The sequence below is a fragment of the Alistipes timonensis JC136 genome, assembly GCF_900107675.1.
Taxonomy (GTDB): Bacteria; Bacteroidota; Bacteroidia; order Bacteroidales; family Rikenellaceae; genus Alistipes; species Alistipes timonensis.
Window position 1 is genome coordinate 46,567 of the sequence record NZ_FNRI01000013.1, and the last position, 18,774, is coordinate 65,340.

16 protein-coding genes are annotated in these 18,774 nt (G+C 59.4%); 6 read left to right on the forward strand and 10 right to left on the reverse strand.

What is annotated here, in order from left to right; genetic code table 11:
- Positions 1–64 precede the first annotated feature (64 nt).
- Positions 65–1,426, forward strand: a complete 1,362-nt coding sequence (locus BLU78_RS13585; RefSeq protein WP_010264483.1) for a mechanosensitive ion channel family protein — start codon at positions 65–67, stop codon at positions 1,424–1,426.
- Here BLU78_RS13585 and BLU78_RS13590 read toward each other — a convergent pair.
- From BLU78_RS13590 to BLU78_RS13635, 10 genes are all read right to left on the reverse strand, one after another.
- Entirely contained in the window at positions 1,395–3,056 is a 1,662-nt protein-coding gene (locus BLU78_RS13590) for a putative transporter (RefSeq protein ID WP_010264480.1), read from the reverse strand. The two genes, BLU78_RS13585 and BLU78_RS13590, sit on opposite strands and share 32 nt — an antisense overlap.
- 335 nt (positions 3,057–3,391) lie before the next feature.
- Entirely contained in the window at positions 3,392–4,750 is a 1,359-nt protein-coding gene (locus BLU78_RS13595; RefSeq protein WP_010264477.1) for a TolC family protein, read from the reverse strand.
- 15 nt (positions 4,751–4,765) lie between these two features.
- A complete protein-coding gene (locus tag BLU78_RS13600) occupies positions 4,766–5,878 on the reverse strand; it encodes an efflux RND transporter periplasmic adaptor subunit (protein ID WP_010264474.1) in 1,113 nt (370 codons plus the stop codon).
- 24 nt (positions 5,879–5,902) lie between these two features.
- Positions 5,903–7,162, reverse strand: a complete 1,260-nt coding sequence (locus BLU78_RS13605) for an ABC transporter permease (RefSeq protein ID WP_010264471.1) — start codon at positions 7,160–7,162, stop codon at positions 5,903–5,905.
- Between the two features lie 4 nt (positions 7,163–7,166).
- Complete coding sequence (locus BLU78_RS13610) at positions 7,167–8,426, reverse strand: ABC transporter permease (RefSeq protein WP_010264468.1); 1,260 nt, start codon at positions 8,424–8,426, stop codon at positions 7,167–7,169.
- Entirely contained in the window at positions 8,423–9,112 is a 690-nt protein-coding gene (locus tag BLU78_RS13615; RefSeq protein ID WP_010264465.1) for an ABC transporter ATP-binding protein, read from the reverse strand. Before BLU78_RS13615 ends, BLU78_RS13610 begins: the two co-directional genes overlap by 4 nt.
- A gap of 206 nt (positions 9,113–9,318) precedes the next feature.
- Positions 9,319–10,614, reverse strand: coding sequence for an acetyl-CoA hydrolase/transferase family protein (locus BLU78_RS13620; protein WP_010264463.1), 1,296 nt, complete (start codon positions 10,612–10,614; stop codon positions 9,319–9,321).
- A gap of 8 nt (positions 10,615–10,622) precedes the next feature.
- Positions 10,623–11,933 carry an aminotransferase class I/II-fold pyridoxal phosphate-dependent enzyme gene (locus BLU78_RS13625; RefSeq protein WP_010264461.1) on the reverse strand — a complete coding sequence of 437 codons (1,311 nt, stop codon included), beginning with the start codon at positions 11,931–11,933 and terminating at the stop codon, positions 10,623–10,625.
- Entirely contained in the window at positions 11,930–12,517 is a 588-nt protein-coding gene (locus BLU78_RS13630; protein WP_010264459.1) for an indolepyruvate oxidoreductase subunit beta, read from the reverse strand. Before BLU78_RS13630 ends, BLU78_RS13625 begins: the two co-directional genes overlap by 4 nt.
- Before the next feature lie 6 nt (positions 12,518–12,523).
- Entirely contained in the window at positions 12,524–14,122 is a 1,599-nt protein-coding gene (locus BLU78_RS13635; protein WP_010264458.1) for a thiamine pyrophosphate-dependent enzyme, read from the reverse strand.
- Between the two features lie 299 nt (positions 14,123–14,421).
- Between BLU78_RS13635 and BLU78_RS13640 the strand changes: the two genes are divergently transcribed.
- The 5 genes from BLU78_RS13640 to BLU78_RS13660 all read left to right on the forward strand — a co-directional run.
- Positions 14,422–15,045 (forward strand): RNA polymerase sigma factor, encoded by a 624-nt coding sequence (locus BLU78_RS13640; protein WP_010264456.1) that lies wholly within the window; start codon positions 14,422–14,424, stop codon positions 15,043–15,045.
- A 770-nt stretch (positions 15,046–15,815) separates the two neighbouring features.
- Positions 15,816–16,949, forward strand: a complete 1,134-nt coding sequence (locus BLU78_RS13645; RefSeq protein WP_010264453.1) for a transcriptional regulator — start codon at positions 15,816–15,818, stop codon at positions 16,947–16,949.
- A gap of 13 nt (positions 16,950–16,962) precedes the next feature.
- Positions 16,963–17,358 carry a hypothetical protein gene (locus BLU78_RS13650; protein ID WP_010264450.1) on the forward strand — a complete coding sequence of 132 codons (396 nt, stop codon included), beginning with the start codon at positions 16,963–16,965 and terminating at the stop codon, positions 17,356–17,358.
- A gap of 466 nt (positions 17,359–17,824) precedes the next feature.
- Positions 17,825–18,424, forward strand: a complete 600-nt coding sequence (locus BLU78_RS14035) for a sugar transferase (RefSeq protein WP_143029416.1) — start codon at positions 17,825–17,827, stop codon at positions 18,422–18,424.
- Between the two features lie 234 nt (positions 18,425–18,658).
- Positions 18,659–18,774 (forward strand): sugar phosphate nucleotidyltransferase (locus BLU78_RS13660; RefSeq protein ID WP_244886515.1); only part of this gene is annotated, 116 nt, incomplete at its 3' end.

Below are 18,774 nucleotides of genomic sequence, written 5' to 3' on the forward strand. Positions count from 1 at the left end.
GGCGTTGTTTCCGGGTTTTCGGCCGCAATTCCGCCTAAGGCCCGAAAATTGATACGGGCCGGGTATGCAAACACATCTGAAACGTTGGACCGACTCCCTGCTGGAGTGGCTGGGGGCGACGTCGGCTGCCGATGACGGTTGGGATCACTGGGTGGCCTTTGCGCTGGTCGTGCTGGCAGCCGTGGTTTTCGACCTGCTGCTGCGGTGGGGAATAGTGCGCGGCGTGCGCAAGCTCGTCACGCGCACCCGGGCCAAATGGGACGACACGCTATTCAGCGTTCCGGTCCTCAACCGCATGTGCCATATCCTGAGCGCCATCCTGCTGGCGGTTATGCTGCCGGTCGTTTTCGAGGAGAAATCCACCGAACGCGTCATCGTGATGCGGCTTATGGAGGTTTATATCGTCGTCACGGTATTTCGCTTCGTCAATGCCCTGCTCTACGCCGCCTTCCACCTCGCCGCATCGCGCCCCGCGTGGCAGAACAAACCCATCAAAGGCCTGCGGCAGACGGCACAGGGAATCGCCGCGCTGATCTGCACCATCCTGATCGTCTCGATCCTTATGAACAAGTCGCCGGCCATCCTGCTCACGGGGCTGGGCGCTTCGGCGGCCGTGCTGATGCTGATTTTCCGCGACAGCATTCTCGGATTCGTGTCGGGCATCCAGCTTGCGGCCAACGACATGCTTAAAGTCGGGGACTGGATTTCGGTCCCGAAGTACGGCGCCGACGGAAATGTCGAGGAGGTGTCGCTCACGACGGTCAAAATCCGCAACTGGGACAACACGCTCGTCATGCTGCCGCCCTACCTGCTGACGACCGACTCCTTTACGAACTGGCACGCCATGCAGCTCTCGGGAGGCCGCCGCGTGATGCGTTCGGTGTCGATCGACATGACCAGCGTGCGTTTCTGCACGCCCGAGATGCTGGACCACTACCGCACCATCGACCTTATCAAAGACTATGTCGACGAGACCGAACAGCGGATCGAGGCCTACAACGCCGCGCACGGTATCGGGACCGCCGAACGGCGGGTCAACGGACTGCACCAGACCAATCTCGGGGTCTTTCGCGCCTACCTGGTGCGCTACCTGCAGAACGAGGTGCCGGTGAACAAATCCATGACGCTGATGGTGCGTCAACTGCAGCCGACGGAAACGGGACTTCCGATGCAGCTCTATTTCTTTACCGATACGGTTGTCTGGGTGGATTACGAGGGGATACAGTCGGATGTTTTCGACCATGTGCTGGCCGTGATCCCGGAATTCGGGCTGCGGGTCTTCCAGAATCCTTCGGGCGAGGACATCGCGTCGCTGCGCGCTCCGGCGCCGCAGGGCGATGTGCCGCCTGCATCGCAAAACACGCCGTCCGTGCCGCAGGGCACTCCGCCGGAGGCTAAAGCACCAGCATCAGCATCACCTGAATGATAATCACGCGCAGGAACATGCAGACGGGGTAGACCGTGGCGTAGGAGACCGAGGGGTTGTCGCCTTCGATGGTGTCGTTGGCATAGTTGAGGGCCATGGGGTTGGCCATGCTGCCGCACAGCAGGCCCGACACCGATCCGAAATCGACTTTCAGCGCCCGGAGGGCGAACAGTCCGACCAGTACCACCGGTACGAAAGTCAGCACGAAGCCGATGGCGATCCACAGCGCGCCTTCGGGCCGCATGACGGTCTCGAAGAAGTGCGCCCCGGCGTCGAGTCCGAGGCAGGCGAGGTACATCGAAAGCCCCAGGGCGCGCAGCATCAGGTTGGCGCTCTGTGTGGTGTAGGTGATCATGTGGAGTCGGGGGCCGAACGTGCCGATGAGGATGCCGACGATGATCGGGCCGCCCGCGAGTCCGAGTTTCACGGGGATCGAAATGCCGGGGATCGCGATGGGGATGCTTCCGAGCGTCAGGCCGAGGATCAGGCCGATGAAGACCGCCACGAGGTTGGGTTCGTTGAGGCTCTTCACGGCGTTGCCGAGGATTTTCTCGACGTTGCGGATCGCCTGCGCTTCGCCCACCACCGTCAGGCGGTCGCCCATCTGGAGCCGCAGGTCGGGCGTCGCCAACAGTTGTACGCCCGAACGGTAGACGCGGCTGATGTTGATGCCGTAGTTGTTCCGCAGGCGCAGTTGCGAGAGCTTCTTGCCGTTGATCTCGGGGCGCGTCACCAGGATTCGCTGCGAGATCAGCTGGCGGTCCACGGCGTTCCAGTCTATGTTTTCCTTGTTCCAGTCCTTCTGCTCCTGCTCGCCGAAGATCAGCCGCAGGGCGTCGGCATCGCCGGGGGTGGTGATTACGAGGATCACGTCACCCGCATCGAGCGTCATGTCCGACGTGGGGATCGACACCCGCCCGTCACGCCACAGGCGCGAAATGACAAAATGGTGGTGGCTGTGGGCCGCGATCTCGTGCACGCTCTTGCCGAAAACGGCGGGGTTGGTGAGGCGGTAGCTGGCGATGAAGACGTTCTTGTGGTGTTCGGCGTCGGGACCCGGCATGTCCGCGGGACGCACGAAGAGTTTGCGCAGGAAAACCATGGCCAGAATTACGCCCACGACGCCCAGCGGGTAGGCCACGGCACAGCTCAGTGCGGCGCCGTTGACGTCCATTCCCATCTGTTGCAGGGCTTGCTGCGCAGCGCCCAGCGCAGGAGTGTTGGTCGTCGCGCCGCAGAGGATGCCCGACATGTCGGACATCGGGACTTTGAATGCGTAGCTCAGTCCCACGGCCAGCGCCGTGCCGAGCAGCACGACGGCGATGGCCGGCGACATCAGCCGCAGTCCGTCGACGCGCATCGAACTGAAGAAGCCCGGGCCCACCTGCAGGCCGAGGGCGTAGACGAAGATCACCAGTCCGAAGCTCTCGGCGTAGGTCAGCATCGCCGGGTCGAGCGACAGTCCGAAATGCCCGGCCATGATCCCCACGAAGAAGATGAAAGCCGTGCCGAGCGAGATGCCGAAAAAGCGGATCTTGCCCAGACCGATACCGATCGTCGAGATGAGCGAGATCACCACGACGGCCTGCAGTGCCGAGTGCTCGACGAGCAATTCTTTAAGCCATTCCATCTGTTTGCCGTTGAAATCGCTGCAAAAGTAGGGCAAATTTTCCGGATTGCCGCCTTTTTGCCGTACGAAAAGTATTCTGTGTATAACAATTCGGTCGGCAATGGAAACAAAAACGCCCGACTGCTTGTGCGATTAAATATTTTATTTTACCTTTGTATTGCTGGGATAAACACAGATTTCAGTGACGCACGAAGGGCTTTCCTGCCGGAGGAAGCCTGGGACCTACTACCGGAGACTTCCCGGGACTTTGTTGGGACTGATGTCCCGGAAAGCAATAGGGCGACCGTTTCAGGTCGTCCTATTTGTTTGAAAATGTTTATCCGGCACCCTCTTTTTCAGAGTTGCAGCGGCTTCCCGCGGTAGAAGTCGAGTATCTTCGAACGGAATACGAACTCGTATTTGGCCTGCACGGCGTCGGCCTCGGCCTTCTCCATGCGCGTTTTGGCATCGTTGAAGTCGAACACTGTCGAACGGCCCGCTTCGGCTTTCCGCTCCTCGTAGGCAAAGGCGATCCGGGCCGACGCCGCGGCGGCTTCGGCCGACCGGTACTTGGCGTAGGAGGCGTCGGCGTTGTACCACGCCTGTTCGATGAGTTTGCGCAGTTCGCGTTCGGCCTCGGTGACGGCCAACTGCTGGCTGCGTACGGCGATCTGCGCCGTGCGGATGCTGTTGCGCGTGGCCCGGCGGTTGAAGATCGGGACGTTGAGCGAGACGCCGACGTATTCGCGGCTGTTGTGGCGCATCTGGGTCCAGAATTTGTCCTGATCGGCGCTGTAAACTCCCGTGCCGTAGCCGCCCGAGAGCGACAGCGAGGGGTAGAGGGCCGAGCGGGCGATGGCTGCCGAATGTTCCGAACTCTCCAGTCGCAGCCGTTCGGCGCGGATGTGGGGACGGTTCTCGGCGGCGTAGGCGTAGACATCGTCGGCCGAACCGAGGCGGTGGAGCGCGGCGAGCGCCACGCTGTCGAGTGCCGGATCGACGATGTCGAAACCGGCGGCGCTTTCGCGGTTGAGGGCCTGGCTCAGGTTGAGCAGCGCCAGTTGCAGGTCGTTACGGGCCTGCGTGAGGGTCATGCGATTGCTGGCAACGAGGGCGTCGCTCTCGTAGACGGTCGATTCGGGCTGTTTGCCCGCGGCCGCCAGCGCCCGGCTCCGCTCGGCCTGCTGTGTGCTCAGCGTCAGCTGGCGTTCGGCCACGCCGACCATCTCCTTGTTATAAAGCACCTCCAGATAGAGCGTCATGACATGGATCGCCACATCCTCGCGGGCCCGCTCCAGGTCTTCCACGGCAGCCGCCAGGTCCAGCTTTCCGGCTTTGACCTGATGGTTGATGCGCATGCCCTGGAACAGCGGCACGGAGGCCGAGACGTTGAGCGATCCCGAGGTCTGGTTCTTTGTCTGGTAGGTGTTGTCGCTCGAGAGCACGCGGCCGAACGAGGCGTCGGCGCCGACCGAAGCGTTCAGGTCGGGCAGGCGGCTGTATTTGGCTGTCGAGAGTTCCACGTCGCTCTTCTCTACCTGCAGCGAACGTCGCTGAACGTCGAGATTATTGCGCTGGGCAAAGCCGATGCAGTCGTCGAGCGTCCAGGGAATGCCCGCCGCGGGCGACTGTCCGGGGCTCTCCGGGGCCGCACCCTGCGCACAGGCCGCCGTGGCGGCGAACAGGGCCGCGAGTAAGATGCCGGTTTTCATCATGCGGTATTTTTGCGGTTACTTTTTCTTTTTGTCTTCTTTGACGCCGCGGATGTTGTCCCCGGCGGTCACGCCCTCCTTAATCTCGATGTTTATGCCGTCCGAAAGGCCGATTTGCACCTCGCGTTTGTCGAAGGTCTGCTCCTCGGCCCCCTCGGCGCTGGTCAGCACATGGACATAGCTCTTGCCGTTCTCGAACTCCACGGTGCTCTCCGGGAGAGTCAGCACCCCTTCGCGGCTCTCGATCATCACGCTGGCGTTGGCGCTGTAACCCGCCCGCACGAAGACCTTGGCGGGCACCGTCACGGCGGCTTTGACCTCGAAGAGCACCACGCCGTTGTCTTCAGTGGCTTTCGGCGAGACGTACTCCAGCCGGGCGTCCAGTTCGACGTTTTGCAGCGCTCCGATGGTGAGTTTTACGGGCATGCCCTCGTTGAGCTTGCCCACGTCCGTCTCGTCGACGTTGCCCCGGAAGAGCATGTTCGACATGTCGGCCACCGTGGCGATCGTCGTGCCGTCGTTGAACGTGTTGGCCTGGATCACCGAGTTGCCGACTTTGATCGGCACGTCGAGGATCATGCCGTCGATCGTCGAACGGATTTGCGTGTTGCTCAGTTCTTTGAAGCGGCTCGAGATGCCGTTCTTCACGATCTCGAGGTTCTCCCTGGCGTTCTGCAGCTCCTCTTCGGCTTTTGCCAGGGCCGTGCGGCTCTGTTCGGCCTCCTCGTTCGAGACGACGCCCTTCGCGTGCAGGGCCGTCGTGCGGTCGTGCTCGCGGCGGGTCTGCGCCAGCGAAATCTCGGCCACCGACACGCGCGATTCGGCGCTCGAGAGCTGGCCCATTTCGGGTACGACCTTCACCGTGGCGATCACCTCGCCTTTGCGCACCGACTGCCCGGCCTCCTTGTAGACGTCGGAGATGATGCCCGAAATCTGGGGTTTTATCATCACTTCATCGCGCGGCTCGACCTTGCCCGTGGCCACCACGAACTGTTTGAGCGTGTCCAGTTTGGGCTGTACGATCGTGTAGACGACCTTCACCGGACGGGTTTTCTGCCACAGGAACCAGAAGGTTCCCAGTAAAAGCGCTGCGAAGAGCACTCCGGCAAAAATCTTCAGAAACTTTTTCATAGGGCTGTGTATTGATATTTGTTCTTATTCTTCGCGTATGGCGTCCACGGCTTTGATTTTCAGGGCGCGGGTCGCGGGGATGACGCCCGCCAGCAGACTGCCTGCCACGAGGATCACGAGGGCGAGCATTCCCGTGCCGAACGAGATCATCCACGATATCTCGAATCCGTCCTGCGCCACGGTGACGGCCTGGTAGTAGATCGAGTCGACCACCGAGAGCACGCCCACGGCCGTCGTGAGCCCCAGCACTCCTGCGATGAACGTGAGCACGAAACTCTCGGAGAGTATCTGTCCGATGATGGCCCGGGGCGGGGCGCCCAGCGCGCGGCGGATGCCGATCTCCTGCGTGCGCTCCTTCACGAGCACCAGCATGATGTTGCTCACGCCGACGATGCCCGCCAGCAGCGTTCCGAGTCCCACGATCCACGTCAGCAGCGCGATGCCGTTGAACAGCCCCATCACCTTCTCGAAAATCTCGGCCGTGGCCATCGACCAGACGGCTTTTTCGTCGTCCGGGGAGATGATGTGGCGTGCGAAGACCGCTTCGCGGCACGCCTTGTCGACCTCCTTGCTCGGAGTGTCGTCGCGGCCCGCCACGGCGAGCATGTCGATGCCGTTGCCGCGCCCGAACATCTGCTGCGCGAGCGACACGGGGACCACGATCGTGCGCTCGACGTCGCTGAACGACATCGCGGTGCTCTGTTTGCGCAGCACGCCGACCACCCGGAAATAGGTGTTGCTCAGTTTGATGATCCTGCCCGTGGGGTCCTCTCCGCCGGGGAACAGGTCCTTGCAGACCTGGGTGCCGATGACGCAGGATTTGCGTTTCTGCACCATGTCGACCTCGTTGATAAAGCGTCCGTAGAGGATTTTCTGAGGATTGATTTTCTGGTAGTCGGGGGTGTACCCCATCAGCGTGTAGTCGCCCTTGTGCTCCCGGTAGCTGGCGTGGACCTCGCGGCCCCAGAGCACCGCCGAGGCGTACTGCACCTGGGGCAGCCGCTTCACCGTCTCCACATCCTCGTTGTTCATCCACCACCAGCGGTTTTTGGGCATGCCCTTGTAGGGGATGCCGGTCTGCTGGGGCTGCATGAGCAGCGTGTTGGTCGACATGTCGCCCAGCTGCGCCCGGAACAGACGTCCCAGACCCATCCCCGCGCCCAGCATCACCGTCAGCATGAAGATACCCCAGAAGACCCCCAGCGCAGTCATGATACTGCGCTTGCGGTTCCGGGCGATGGTCTGCCAGATTTCGTTCCAGCGGTCTGTGTCGAAAAAGGACATGGCTTTATTTGTTGTAACGCAGAGCGTCGATCGTTTTCAGTTGTGCCGCGCGGTAGGCGGGGATGTACCCGGCGATGAGGCCCGCGGCGACCAGTACCACCGTGGCGCTCACGGCTACGCCCAGATCGAGCGTCGGGTCGAGGAACACCGAATTCATGCCGCCCTCGGTCTGTTGCGACGGCATTTGGTTGAGCAGGTAGTTGACCGTCTCCATCACGGCCACGCCCAGCACCATCCCCAGGTAGCCGAACGCCGCGGTGATCAGGACCGATTCGGTGAGGATCAGGCGGATGATCGACGCCGGTCTGGCCCCGAGAGCCTTGCGGATGCCGAATTCGGCGGTGCGCTCGGTGACGGTTACCAGCATGATGTTGCTCACGCCGACGATGCCCGCCAGCAGCGTCCCGAGGCCGATGATCCAGACGAAGAGGTTGATGCCCCCGAAGACGACCATCATGTTCTTGTACATCTCCATCGTGTTGTTGATCCAGATGGCGCTCCGGTCGTCCGGGGCGAAGTGGTGTTCGGCGGCGAGGCGGCTGATGAGGCGTTTCTCGAAATCCTCCATCTGTTCGTCGGTGTCGACGCCCCGCAGCGTGAGGATGACGTTGTTGACCTCGGGATTGTTGGCCGTGTAGATGAGCTGTCCGGTCGTGAGGGGGATCGTGCACGAGGAGTTGTTGCGCTGGGCGTCGCCCTTTTCGATGCCGATCACCGTGAAGACGAGGCCCCCGACTTTGATCTGCTTGCCCAGCGGGTCGGCGCCTTTGAAGAGGATGCGGCGCATCGGTTCGTCGATGACGATGACCTTGCGGTAGTTCTTCACGTCGGCGTCGTTGATGTAGCGTCCGGCCGAGAGTTTGATGCCCTCCATCTGCTGCACTTTCGGGAGCGATCCCCGCAGCCAGACTTGGGTGAACTCGCGTCCGTAGGTGGCTTTCTTGCCGTCGAGCCATTTGTTGGCCGAGACCTCCTCGACCTCGGGGAACTCCCGTTTGAGGATTTCCAGGTCGCTGTTCCACATCCGTATGCGGCGGCCTTTCTCGTAACCCATCCACGGCTTGGAGGTCCGGCCGCCGTAGAGGTCTATGGAGTTGGTGGCATAGTCGTCGAAGTTGGCCAGCACGCCGTTCTTCAGTCCGTTGCCCGAGCCCAGCAGGATCACCAGCATGAAGATGCCCCACGCGACCGAGAAGCCCGTGAGGAACGTGCGCAGCTTGTTGCGCCGCACCGAGGTCCAGATCTCCAGCAGCAGTTCCCTCATCGTTTTCCGAGGCCCGTTTGGTCGATGCTGCTGATGACGCCGTCCCTGAGGCGGATGATCTTGTCGGTCTGGTCGGCGATCGACTGCTCGTGGGTGACGCAGATGATGGTCATGCCCATGTCGGTGTTGACCCGCCGCAGCAGGTTCATCACCTCCTGCGAGGTGACGCTGTCCAATGCACCCGTAGGCTCGTCGGCGAGGATGATCTCGGGCTGGTTGATGAGCGCCCGGGCAATCGCCACGCGCTGCTTCTGGCCGCCCGACATCTCGTTGGGCATGTGTGCGGCCCAGTCGCGCAGGCCCAGCATGTCGAGGTATTCCAGCGCTTGCGCATTGCGTTTGCGGCGCGCGACGCCCTGGTAATAGAGCGGCAGGGCGACGTTCTCGACGGCGTTTTTGTAGTTGATGAGGTTGAACGACTGGAAGATGTAGCCGATCATCCGGTTGCGTGCGGCGGCGGCCTGCGTTTCGTTGAGGTTCTTAATCAGACGCCCCGCGAGGTAGTAGTTGCCGCTGTCGTAGTCGTCGAGGATGCCGAGGATGTTCAGCAGGGTCGATTTGCCCGAACCCGAAGCTCCCATGATCGACACCAGTTCGCCCTTGCCGACCTCGAGGTCGATGCCCTTCAGCACGTGAAGCGGCGAGCCGTTGTTATAGGTTTTGTTGATGTTTTCCAGTTTGATCATAGTTTGTCCGCAGTCGGGTGAGGGTTGCCGGGTAACGGTTTGTTACGCACTTGGGGACAAATATAGGGATTAATTTTTGAAAAACAATTTATTTTTATCGAAAATCAATAAAATAGACCCCCTCTCCGACTGATCGGTGCTTACAGTTTGTCAGCCGTTCCGGCGTCCGGCCGGAGGAGCATCCGGCGGAGCGGCCCGGGTCGGGGTTACGGTTTGAGCCGCAGGAACGAGTAGCCGAAGCGCTTCGCGGCGGCGCGTTCCAGCTCTTCGCGGACTGAAGGGTGGGCTATGGCGATCAGCGCCCGGGCCCGCTCGGCGAGGTTGCGGCCCCGCAGGTGCGCCACGCCGTATTCGGTGACGATGTGCTGGACCATGTGGCGCGTCGTGACGACCCCCGCGCCGGGCGTCAGCAGCGCTTTGATCTTCGACTCGCCTTTGGGCGTGGCCGAGGGGATGGCGATAAAGGTTTTGCCCCCTTCGGACAGCGCTCCGCCGTACATGAAGTCGTGCTGACCGCCTACGCCCGAGATGATGCGTTCGCCGACCGAGTCGGCGCACACCTGACCCGTGAGGTCCACCTCCACGGCCGAGTTGATGGCCATGACCCGGGGATTCTGCCGGATGCGGAACGGATCGTTGGTCCACGCCACGTCCTTCATCACCAGGTCCTTGCGGTAGTCCATGTAGTCGTACAGCCGGCGCGAACCCAGGGCCAGCGACGCCACCGTCACGCCGGGCATCACCGCTTTCTGCGAGTTGTCGATCACGCCGCTTTCCAGCAGCGGCAGCACGCCGTCGGTCATCGCCTCGGTATGCAGTCCCAGGTGCTTGTGGCCGCGGAGGGCCCCCAGCACGGCGTTGGGGATGCCGCCGACGCCGATCTGGAGCGTAGCTCCGTCGGGGATCAGTTCGGCGATGTAGTTTCCTATTTTGAGCTCGGTGTCGGTGGGCACGGCCGTCGGGACCTCCACCAGCGGGGAGTCGACCTCCACGGCCGCGGCGAAGCGCGAGGAGTGGATCACGGCGTCGCCGTAAGAGTAGGGCATCGCCTTGTTGACCTGCGCGATAATGGTCTTCGCACACTCCACCGCCGACACCGCCAGATCGGCCGAGACGCCGAACGAGCAGTAGCCCTCGGCGTCGGGCGGCGAGACGTTGATGAGCGCGAAATCGAGGGGCAGCGTGCCGTCGCGGAACAGCCCCGGAATCTCGCCCAGAAAGGCCGGGATCGACTGTCCGCAGCCGTCGGCCAGCCAGCGGCGGATGTTGTTGGCCACGAAGAGGCTGTTCACGAGGAACGAATCGCGGTATTCGGGCCGGCAGTAGGGTGCCTCGAAGGCTCCCACGGCGAAGGCCGAGTAGACCTTCACGCCCCGGAGTTCCGGGCCCCGGTCGGCCATCGCGGCCACGAGCACCTCGGGAATCGAGGTGCTGCCCTGAATGTAGACGCTGTCGTTGGATCGGATGAGTTTTACCGCCTCCGCGGCAGTCGTAAAGCGCATGGAATCGTCTATTTATGGGTTTCGGCGAATATTTGCAAACGTTCTTCGAGCAGGTCGAACTGTTCGGGACGGTTCAGTTGCGAGACGCAGACCCGGATGCCGTGCTGACGGCTGCCGGTCGAGGTGAGCGAGATGGCGCAGATGCCGCAGAGCAGCAGTTCGCTCAGCAGTTCGGCGCTGGTCATCCCGCCGTAGCCCACCGTGTAGAAGAATCCGTCGCTGACGGCCTCGTCCCGGTCCTTGTCGTAGACGATGCGGAAGCCGTGGCGGAGGAACGCCTCCTTGGTGAGCCGGGCGCGGCGGGCGTATTCCGAGGCTTCGCCTACGAAATCCAATTCGCCGTCGGCCGCCGCGCGGAACATCGCCGCCAGGGCGTGCTGCGCCGAGTGGCTCGTGCCCGACGAAGCCGCGTAGAGGAAGACCAGCACGAAGGCGTCGCCCAGCCGTCCGATGTTGTAACGCCGGCGCAGGGCCGGGTATTCGCGGCGGTAGAGCGTCTCGGAGACGGCCGCCACGGCGATTCGCTGTCCGGCGTAGCTGAATATCTTCGATCCTGAGACCAGCAGGATGTAGTTCTGCGTGTAGCGGGCGACGGTGGGCTGATAGGGCGCCTCGAAAGGACGTCCCAGCGGTTTGCGGAAATCCATGCAGAGGTAGGCGAGGTCCTCGATGACGACGGCGTCGTATTTCGTGGCCAGCCCGCCGATCGTGCGCAGTTCGTCTTCCGTCAGGCAGATCCACGCCGGATTGTTGGGGTTCGAGTAGACGATGGCCGCCACGTCGCCCGCGGCGAGGTAGCTCTCGATCTTCGGACCCAGCTTTTCACCCCGGTAGTCGTAGATGTCGAACGACTCCGAGGGGATGCCGAGGATGCGCACCTGACTGCGCTGCACGGGGAATCCGGGGTCGATAAAGAGTATCTTGTTCTTGGCCGGGTCGAGTTGCGAGCACATCAGGAATGCGGTGAAGCTGCCCTGCATCGACCCGACGGTCGGGACGCACCCTTCGGGGGCGACCTTCACGTCGAGAAAGGCCTCGATAAAGCGCGAAGCCGCGGTTTTCAGCTCCGGGATGCCGGGCATGGCGGGATACTGCGACGCAACGCCCCTTCGCAGGGCCGCGCATTCGGCCTCGACGCCCACCCGCTCGGGAGGCAGTCCCGGCACGCCCATTTCGAGATGGAGGAACTCGGCGCCGGTTTCGCGCTCCATCATGCGGGCGATGTCGCCCGACTGGCGGATCGTGGCCTGCGCGATGTCTGCAATGTCCATCCGCTCCAGCGCGGAGCGCAGGTAGGACCTGTCGAAAGGTATTTTCATCGTTTTGCCTGTTTTTGGGTCGCTTCATACCCGGCGCGGAATGCCGCGAGGTTCATCTCCACCACCTGCTCGCCTTTGCGGGCGAAGATGTCGCGGATGCCCGCTTCGAGCTTCGCGGCGTCGATGTCCAGAAACGGCGCCGCGGCGCCCAGCAGCACCATGTTGGCCGAGCGGGGCGATGCCGCGGCCTTGGCCAAGGCGTCGATGTCGAGCGTCACCGCGTGGGGCAGCGCCTCCAGTTCGCGTTGCAGGGCATCGGCGTCGGGGTAGTCGGGGATGTTGACCAGCGGGACCGTGTTGGTGATGACCCAGCCGTCGGACGCCAGCCACGGCAGGTAGCGCAGCGCCTCCATCGGTTCGAGCGAGACGATGAGGTCGGCCTCGCCCCGCGGGATGAGGTCCGCATGGATCGCTGACGAGGAGATGCGCAGGTTCGACTGAACGTCGCCGCCCCGCTGGCTCATGCCGTGGACTTCGGCCTGCTTCAACTGCAGCCCTTCGGCGAGGGCCGCCCGTCCGATGACGGTGGCGATCGAGAGGATTCCCTGTCCTCCGACTCCTGAGAGTATGATGTCGCGTTTCATAAGCCTTTACTTTTTTGCCGTGTTATGTTTTTTGGCGGTCTGGATGCATTCGCGGCGCGGGATGATGACCGAGACGCCCGGATAAGCGATCTCTTCGCGGATCATCGCCTTCAGCTCCTCGCGGTTCCTGGGCAGCGGCACCGTCACGCGGATGTGCGCCGGGTCGACGCCGATGCCGGCGCATATCTGCTCGAGGCGTCCCGTGCCGGCCGAATCCTGGCCTCCGGTCATGCCTGTCGTGAGGTTGTCCGAGATGATGACCGTGATGTTCGCCCGCTCGTTCACGGCGTCCAGCAGTCCCGTCATGCCCGAATGGGTGAAGGTCGAGTCGCCGATCACGGCGATCGAGGGGTGCTGTCCTGCGTCGGCGGCGCCTTTGGCCATGGTGATCGAGGCCCCCATGTCCACGCAGGTGTCGATGGCGTGGAACGGAGCCAGCCACCCCAGCGTGTAGCAGCCGATATCGCTGAAAACCTTGCCGGCGGGATATTCCTCGCGGACCACCTCGGTCAGTGCGGTGTACATGTCGCGGTGTCCGCATCCCTGGCACAGTGCGGGCGGGCGGGGCACGACGATCTCGCTGGCGGCGTGTGTCCGGTGCGGGGACATTCCGAGGGCCGCGCGCACGCTGTCGGGCGTGAGCTCCCCGGTGCGGGGCAGTTCGCCCGTCAGGCGTCCCCGGATCGGCAGGGGACCGGGCAGTACGCCCCGCACGGCCTCCTCCACGACGGGCTGCCCCTCCTCGACGACGAGCAACGCCTGGCATTCCGAGGCCATGCGCCGCACCAGGTCGCGGGGCAGCGGGTATTGCGACAGCTTCAGCACCGGATGCGGACAGCCGTCCGGGTAGTTCTCCATCACGTAATTATGGGCGATGCCGCAGGCGATGATGCCCAGCCGTTTGTCCGGACCCTCCGTATAGGTGTTGAACGGGCTTGCGGCAGCCTCCGTCTCCAGTCGGGCGTAGTCGTCCAGCAGGATCTTGTACCGCACGCGCGAATTGCCCGGCATGAGTACCCACTGGCGGGTTTCGGCGGGCGAGTGCAGTTCGTTTTCGGCGCGAGGTTCCGTCACTTCGACCACCGCCCGCGAGTGGGCCATGCGGGTCGTCAGGCGCATCAGCACCGGAATCCGGAACCGTTCCGAAAGTTCGAACGCGGCTTTCACCATATCGTAAGCCTCCTGCTGGGTGGAGGGTTCGAAAGTCGGCACGAGGGCGAATTTTCCGTAGAAGCGCGAATCCTGCTCGTTCTGCGAGGAGTGCATCGAAGGGTCGTCGGCCACGACCACCACCAGTCCGCCGTTGGCCCCGGTCATCGCCGCGTTGACGAAGGCGTCGGCAGCCACGTTCAGTCCCACGTGTTTCATGCAGACCAGCGCGCGTTTGCCGGCGAACGACATGCCGAGCGCCTCCTCCATGGCCGTCTTTTCGTTCGACGACCACGTGCGGTGGACGCCGCGCGCGACGGCGAGGGGATGATCCTGGATATATTCGGTGATTTCGGTCGAGGGTGTACCCGGATAAGCATAGACGCCCGACAGTCCCGCATGGAGCGCCCCCAGCGCGAGGGCTTCGTCTCCGAGTAAAAGTTCACGTTTTTCCATAAGAATTTGCGGTATGATTCGGATAATACAAATTTAGGAAAATATAATTGAAATGCAACTTTTTGCGACGATTTATTATATCGGTGGTCGGAATTCGGAATAAATGTCGTTCCGGTTCGTTTTTTTGTTGAAAAATGTAACGCCGGGCTTTGTCCGGTTCGTACAGAAAAATGTCCGAAACGCATATATATATGGTTCAAAATACTTATATTTGCGAGCAAACCCCTCGTTGCAACGCTCTTTTTGGAGGGTTTTTGCAAAGCACGCCAAACGTTTTGCGCAAGTCGGAATAAGTTGTCATGGAGATAAGACCAACGGAATCGGAAGAGTTCGTGAGCCGGGTCAACGGGAAGGAGCCCGTTGCCTGGGAGGAGCTCTACGCCCGTTACTACAAGGCGCTCTGTGCCTATTCGGCGTCGCTCACGGGCGATGCCGCGTTCGCCGAGGATCTCGTCCAGGAGTTGCTGCTCAGGATGTGGCAGTCGGACCGGACCTTTTCGGTGCTTCCCGAACTTGCGGCTTATCTCTACCGTTCGGTCTACCACAATTCGCTGGCCTACCGGCGCGACCGCAGCAACCGCGAGTCGCTGCTGCGGAACATGCACGAACAGCAGGTGCGCGACGAAGTTTCCCCCCCCCACTTCGATCCCGAAGCCGATACCGGACTGCTTGCCGGAATGGTCGGGGAGGAGGTTATTCGCCGGCTTTACAGCGACATCCACGCCCTGCCTTCGGAGCAGAGCCGGATCATCCGCCTCTCGATCGCCGGGTTCAAGGGCGCCGAGATCGCCCGCCGGCTGGGCATCAGCATCAACACCGTCAAAACCCAGAAGTACCGCGGCTACCGTTCGCTGCGGCTCAAACTCAGCAAATTTTTCTTCCTCTTCGGTTCCCTCTTCGCCCTGCTGACGGGTCTGAAATAAAAAAGCCGCTCTTTCCGGAGCGGGAGTGAAAGAATGTAACGATTCGATAATTCGGGTCGTTACATTTTTGTATAAGACAATAGGTAACGAAAAGGCAACGGTTTATTTTCAGCGTCTTGCGCTCAAATGCCGCTTTGGAACAGCGGTCCCGTGCGCTAAAATCCCTGAGCATCGAGATACTAAATCTTGCAAAGCAAAAAGAAGTGGTTGCAATGATTCTGTATATGAGGTATTTTTATGGAGATTGGGAATCGTGAGTTGGCCGACTGAAATAATGTGATTTCTTTCCAAGAAACCATAAGTGACTGGGCAAAAGTATGTATTATTGTCCAAAGGACCAAACAAAACTGGCTCATTTTTTATTATAAAAAATCCCCCCCCCTCACAAAATAGGCTGTAAATTAGTGATTTACGTCAATGGTTCGCATTTTTAGATATGTCCAACAATTTTTTTTATTCCGACACCTCCGGTCGGTCTTTCAACCTAATATAAATAAGGATAATACAAAAGAATGTTGTCATAAAAGGGCGTATTGTACTCTTATATATAGGATAATCATTGCTTTAGGCCGAATTATGGTTTCTTGGAAAGAAACTATACATAGCAAAACTTGTATTTCCGGTATCTGCGTCAGATTGTCGAGAGTGAGAATTTTTCCGGGAATACTTGGGGCGCATCAGCAAATGATTAAATATCAGAGCATTATAAATGCTTTCTGACATGGCCGCGATGTGCCCGTACCACAGATTCAATCCATTCGTAAAGAGCGATGAAGGAGATCTTGGAGGAGCGCATCGGACCTCTTTTTGTGTCCTCCCCCGAACAACTTGCAAGTATGAAAAACAGCCATGCCATTCGATGGTATGTGCTGACGCTTCCCCTCTGTCACCGGGGACCGGCCGTCGGGTTGCAACGGGAATTGGAGCGTCGGCTCCGTAATGGTGAGCCGGCATTCGAATTCTTTGCCCCTTCCTACCGGGAGGTAAGGCATGAGGGGGACCGTCTTATCGACACACACCGGTCGTTATTCTACAACTATGTCTTTATCCGGTCATCGGAGAACGAGCTTTATCGTATGAAGCAGGTATTGCCGCAGTACAATTTCCTGCCGCGCGTAAAGAACGGGCAGCACAGTTATTACCCTTATCTGTCCGATAAGGAGATGCTGAATCTGCAATGGGTCGCCCGGGCCTATTCCAATGAACTCCCTGTTTATGTCCCCGAAACGAAGCGTCTTATGAAAGGCGACAAGGTGCGCATTACCGCAGGGCGTTTCAAGGGTGTCGAAGCGTGTGTTGCCATTCAGCCCGGTGCCGGACAGAAAGATTTGGTCGTGTGTGTCGAAAACTGGCTGTGGGTTCCTCTGCTGCATGTCCGTTCCGGCGAATACGAAGTCATCGCCCTGAATAACGAAGGCAAACATCTATATAATCGGCTGGACAACGAACGCCTGCAATCGGGGTTGCACGAGGCTCTGAGACGCTATCATAGTCCGGAGGGGGTGACTGACGAGGACCGGACTCTGGCTTGCGAAACATTGCGTCTGTATGGTAACCTGCAGATGGACAGCGACGTAATGCGTTGTAAACTCTATGCGCTGTTGCTTCCGGCTTATGCCATTCTCGGCCAGACCGAGGCGTATGAGCGTCTCTGCGGCACGGTCCGGAGCATCCTTCCGCTGGTCAAGGCCGAGCAGTCCCGGGCATTGCTGCTCGTTACGCTTTATGGCTGTACGGACAATCGGTTCTATTATGCCCAGGCTCACGAACTCATTGACCCGTGGCGAGGTGACACCGCCGCTCTCCGGAAAACTAAAAAGCGGCTTCTGCAACGGTTGGACGATTACGACCGGTGGCTGGGACATTGTCCCGACAGCGGAGCGGCATTGGCAAGTGGTTCATAGCATATCGAAAACAATGTACGGAATTTCTCAACAGTCTCAATTGTCCGAATCGCCGGGAATGAGGTTGATGTCCTTCCTGGCAGCTCATCAGCAAGAAATCCTCGACCGGGAAAAGAACAACGAAACACTCGTCCACCTGTATAATACTGGAGGATATTGGGTTGCCTTCGAGCATTCGGCCTGCCAGCTGTGCCGTCTGTTTCCCCGGCATGAAACTGCTGTCTTCAACTTCAGGGATTATCCTTTTCCTGTGGTAATGGCCTCCGTTACGGATGCGGATCTGCAAGCGTATTCCCGAGGGCATATCCTGCGGACAGCCGGTCCCGATTACGAGATATTGACGGTTCCGGCGCTCGCTCCCGAACTATACAAACACTGGTACAGAAGGACGATCAGCGAATTCACATAACAGGAAGCGAATCTTCAAATTTATACGATTTATCATGGGGCAGTCTACACAAATGATTTCGGACGTTATCACGCTCAATGAATATAAGAATGACGGCTCTTTCCTGCATCTGTATTTTTTGGATTCGGTAGATGCCTGGGTTGCATACGGTCTTTCGGCTTATAGCCTGCGATTGTTTGTAAAAGCACAGGGTTGCATGTGCCTGCGGGGATTTTCCAAAAAAATGCAGATGCCCTGTACTTTGGTCGGGGAAGATGCCATTCCGTTGCTGCTGCAACGAGCGAATGTTTTGCCATCGACTTCCGATTCGGATTTGCACGTTCGAATATCGGATGCGGTGGATAATAATGCTTATGCGAGATGGGCCTGCAAGCTAAAGAACCGGCATCCGAAATTCGATGAGGATATCGAAGTCTCGACCCCTGTGAGCAAATATGTTCCCAAAGACCGTTTCATTCCGGACGGCATGTCTTCATTTACGCGCCAGGTGAAGCGGGTGGCAGATTGTTTGCTGGCATGGTTGGCATTGATTCTATTCTCTCCCTTATTTTTGATCTGTTATATCGCAGTCAAATGGGAAGACGGAGGACCAGCCATCTTCAAACAGGAGCGTATCGGTCGTTTCGGTCGTCCGTTCAATATTTATAAGTTCCGTTCCATGCGGCTCGACGCTGAAAAATTCGGTCCGCAGTTAAGTCACAGCGGCGGGGATAATGACCCCCGCCTGACGAGAGTCGGCCGATTTCTGCGTGCCCACCATCTGGATGAACTGCCTCAGTTATGGAATGTCTTCTGTGGGGACATGGCCTTTATAGGGCCCCGGCCGGAGCGGAAATTCTATATAGACCAGATTCTCGAATACGACATGCGTTATGTTTATCTGTATCAGATCCGTCCGGGAGTGACTTCCTATGCGACGCTTTATAACGGTTATACGGATACGATGGAAAAGATGCTGCGCAGATTGGAATATGACCTCTATTATCTGGGTCATCGCTCCTGGTGGCTCGATCTCAAAGTTCTTACGAATACGTTTTGTGCGATTGTTTTCGGGAAAAAATTCTGACGATCGTTTTCAAATAAACCATATCAGCCAACAGTGAAATAATTCATGAACAGGATTTTCTGCATTTTATTGTTATCCGGATTTCTATTGTCCGGTATTTCTTCTTACGCCCAGATGAGCGACGAGGCTGTCGTGAAATATGCTTTGGAGGGTAAACAGATCGGCAAGAACAGCCAACAGAATCGTATTCAGAATTATATAGATAAGTTGTGAGTTAAGGTCCATTAGTTGATTATGAAAGGCATCGTATTGGCGGGCGGTTCGGGCACGCGTCTTTACCCGATCACCAAGGGGGTTAGCAAACAATTGCTACCGGTCTACGACAAGCCGATGGTCTATTATCCGCTGTC

Excerpts from the sequence above, each read along its gene's own strand:
- BLU78_RS13635 (WP_010264458.1), bottom strand. The coding sequence starts at position 14,122 with ATGGAAAAACGTGAACTTTTACTCGGAGACGAAGCCCTCGCGCTGGGG.
- BLU78_RS13625 (WP_010264461.1), bottom strand. The coding sequence starts at position 11,933 with ATGAAAATACCTTTCGACAGGTCCTACCTGCGCTCCGCGCTGGAGCGG.
- BLU78_RS13590 (WP_010264480.1), bottom strand. The coding sequence starts at position 3,056 with ATGGAATGGCTTAAAGAATTGCTCGTCGAGCACTCGGCACTGCAGGCC.
- BLU78_RS13620 (WP_010264463.1), bottom strand. The coding sequence starts at position 10,614 with ATGCGCTTTACGACTGCCGCGGAGGCGGTAAAACTCATCCGATCCAAC.
- BLU78_RS13640 (WP_010264456.1), top strand. The coding sequence starts at position 14,422 with ATGGAGATAAGACCAACGGAATCGGAAGAGTTCGTGAGCCGGGTCAAC.
- BLU78_RS13610 (WP_010264468.1), bottom strand. The coding sequence starts at position 8,426 with ATGAGGGAACTGCTGCTGGAGATCTGGACCTCGGTGCGGCGCAACAAG.
- BLU78_RS13650 (WP_010264450.1), top strand. The coding sequence starts at position 16,963 with ATGTACGGAATTTCTCAACAGTCTCAATTGTCCGAATCGCCGGGAATG.
- BLU78_RS13585 (WP_010264483.1), top strand. The coding sequence starts at position 65 with ATGCAAACACATCTGAAACGTTGGACCGACTCCCTGCTGGAGTGGCTG.
- BLU78_RS13615 (WP_010264465.1), bottom strand. The coding sequence starts at position 9,112 with ATGATCAAACTGGAAAACATCAACAAAACCTATAACAACGGCTCGCCG.
- BLU78_RS13600 (WP_010264474.1), bottom strand. The coding sequence starts at position 5,878 with ATGAAAAAGTTTCTGAAGATTTTTGCCGGAGTGCTCTTCGCAGCGCTT.
- BLU78_RS13595 (WP_010264477.1), bottom strand. The coding sequence starts at position 4,750 with ATGATGAAAACCGGCATCTTACTCGCGGCCCTGTTCGCCGCCACGGCG.
- BLU78_RS14035 (WP_143029416.1), top strand. The coding sequence starts at position 17,825 with ATGTCTTCATTTACGCGCCAGGTGAAGCGGGTGGCAGATTGTTTGCTG.
- BLU78_RS13630 (WP_010264459.1), bottom strand. The coding sequence starts at position 12,517 with ATGAAACGCGACATCATACTCTCAGGAGTCGGAGGACAGGGAATCCTC.
- BLU78_RS13645 (WP_010264453.1), top strand. The coding sequence starts at position 15,816 with ATGAAGGAGATCTTGGAGGAGCGCATCGGACCTCTTTTTGTGTCCTCC.
- BLU78_RS13605 (WP_010264471.1), bottom strand. The coding sequence starts at position 7,162 with ATGTCCTTTTTCGACACAGACCGCTGGAACGAAATCTGGCAGACCATC.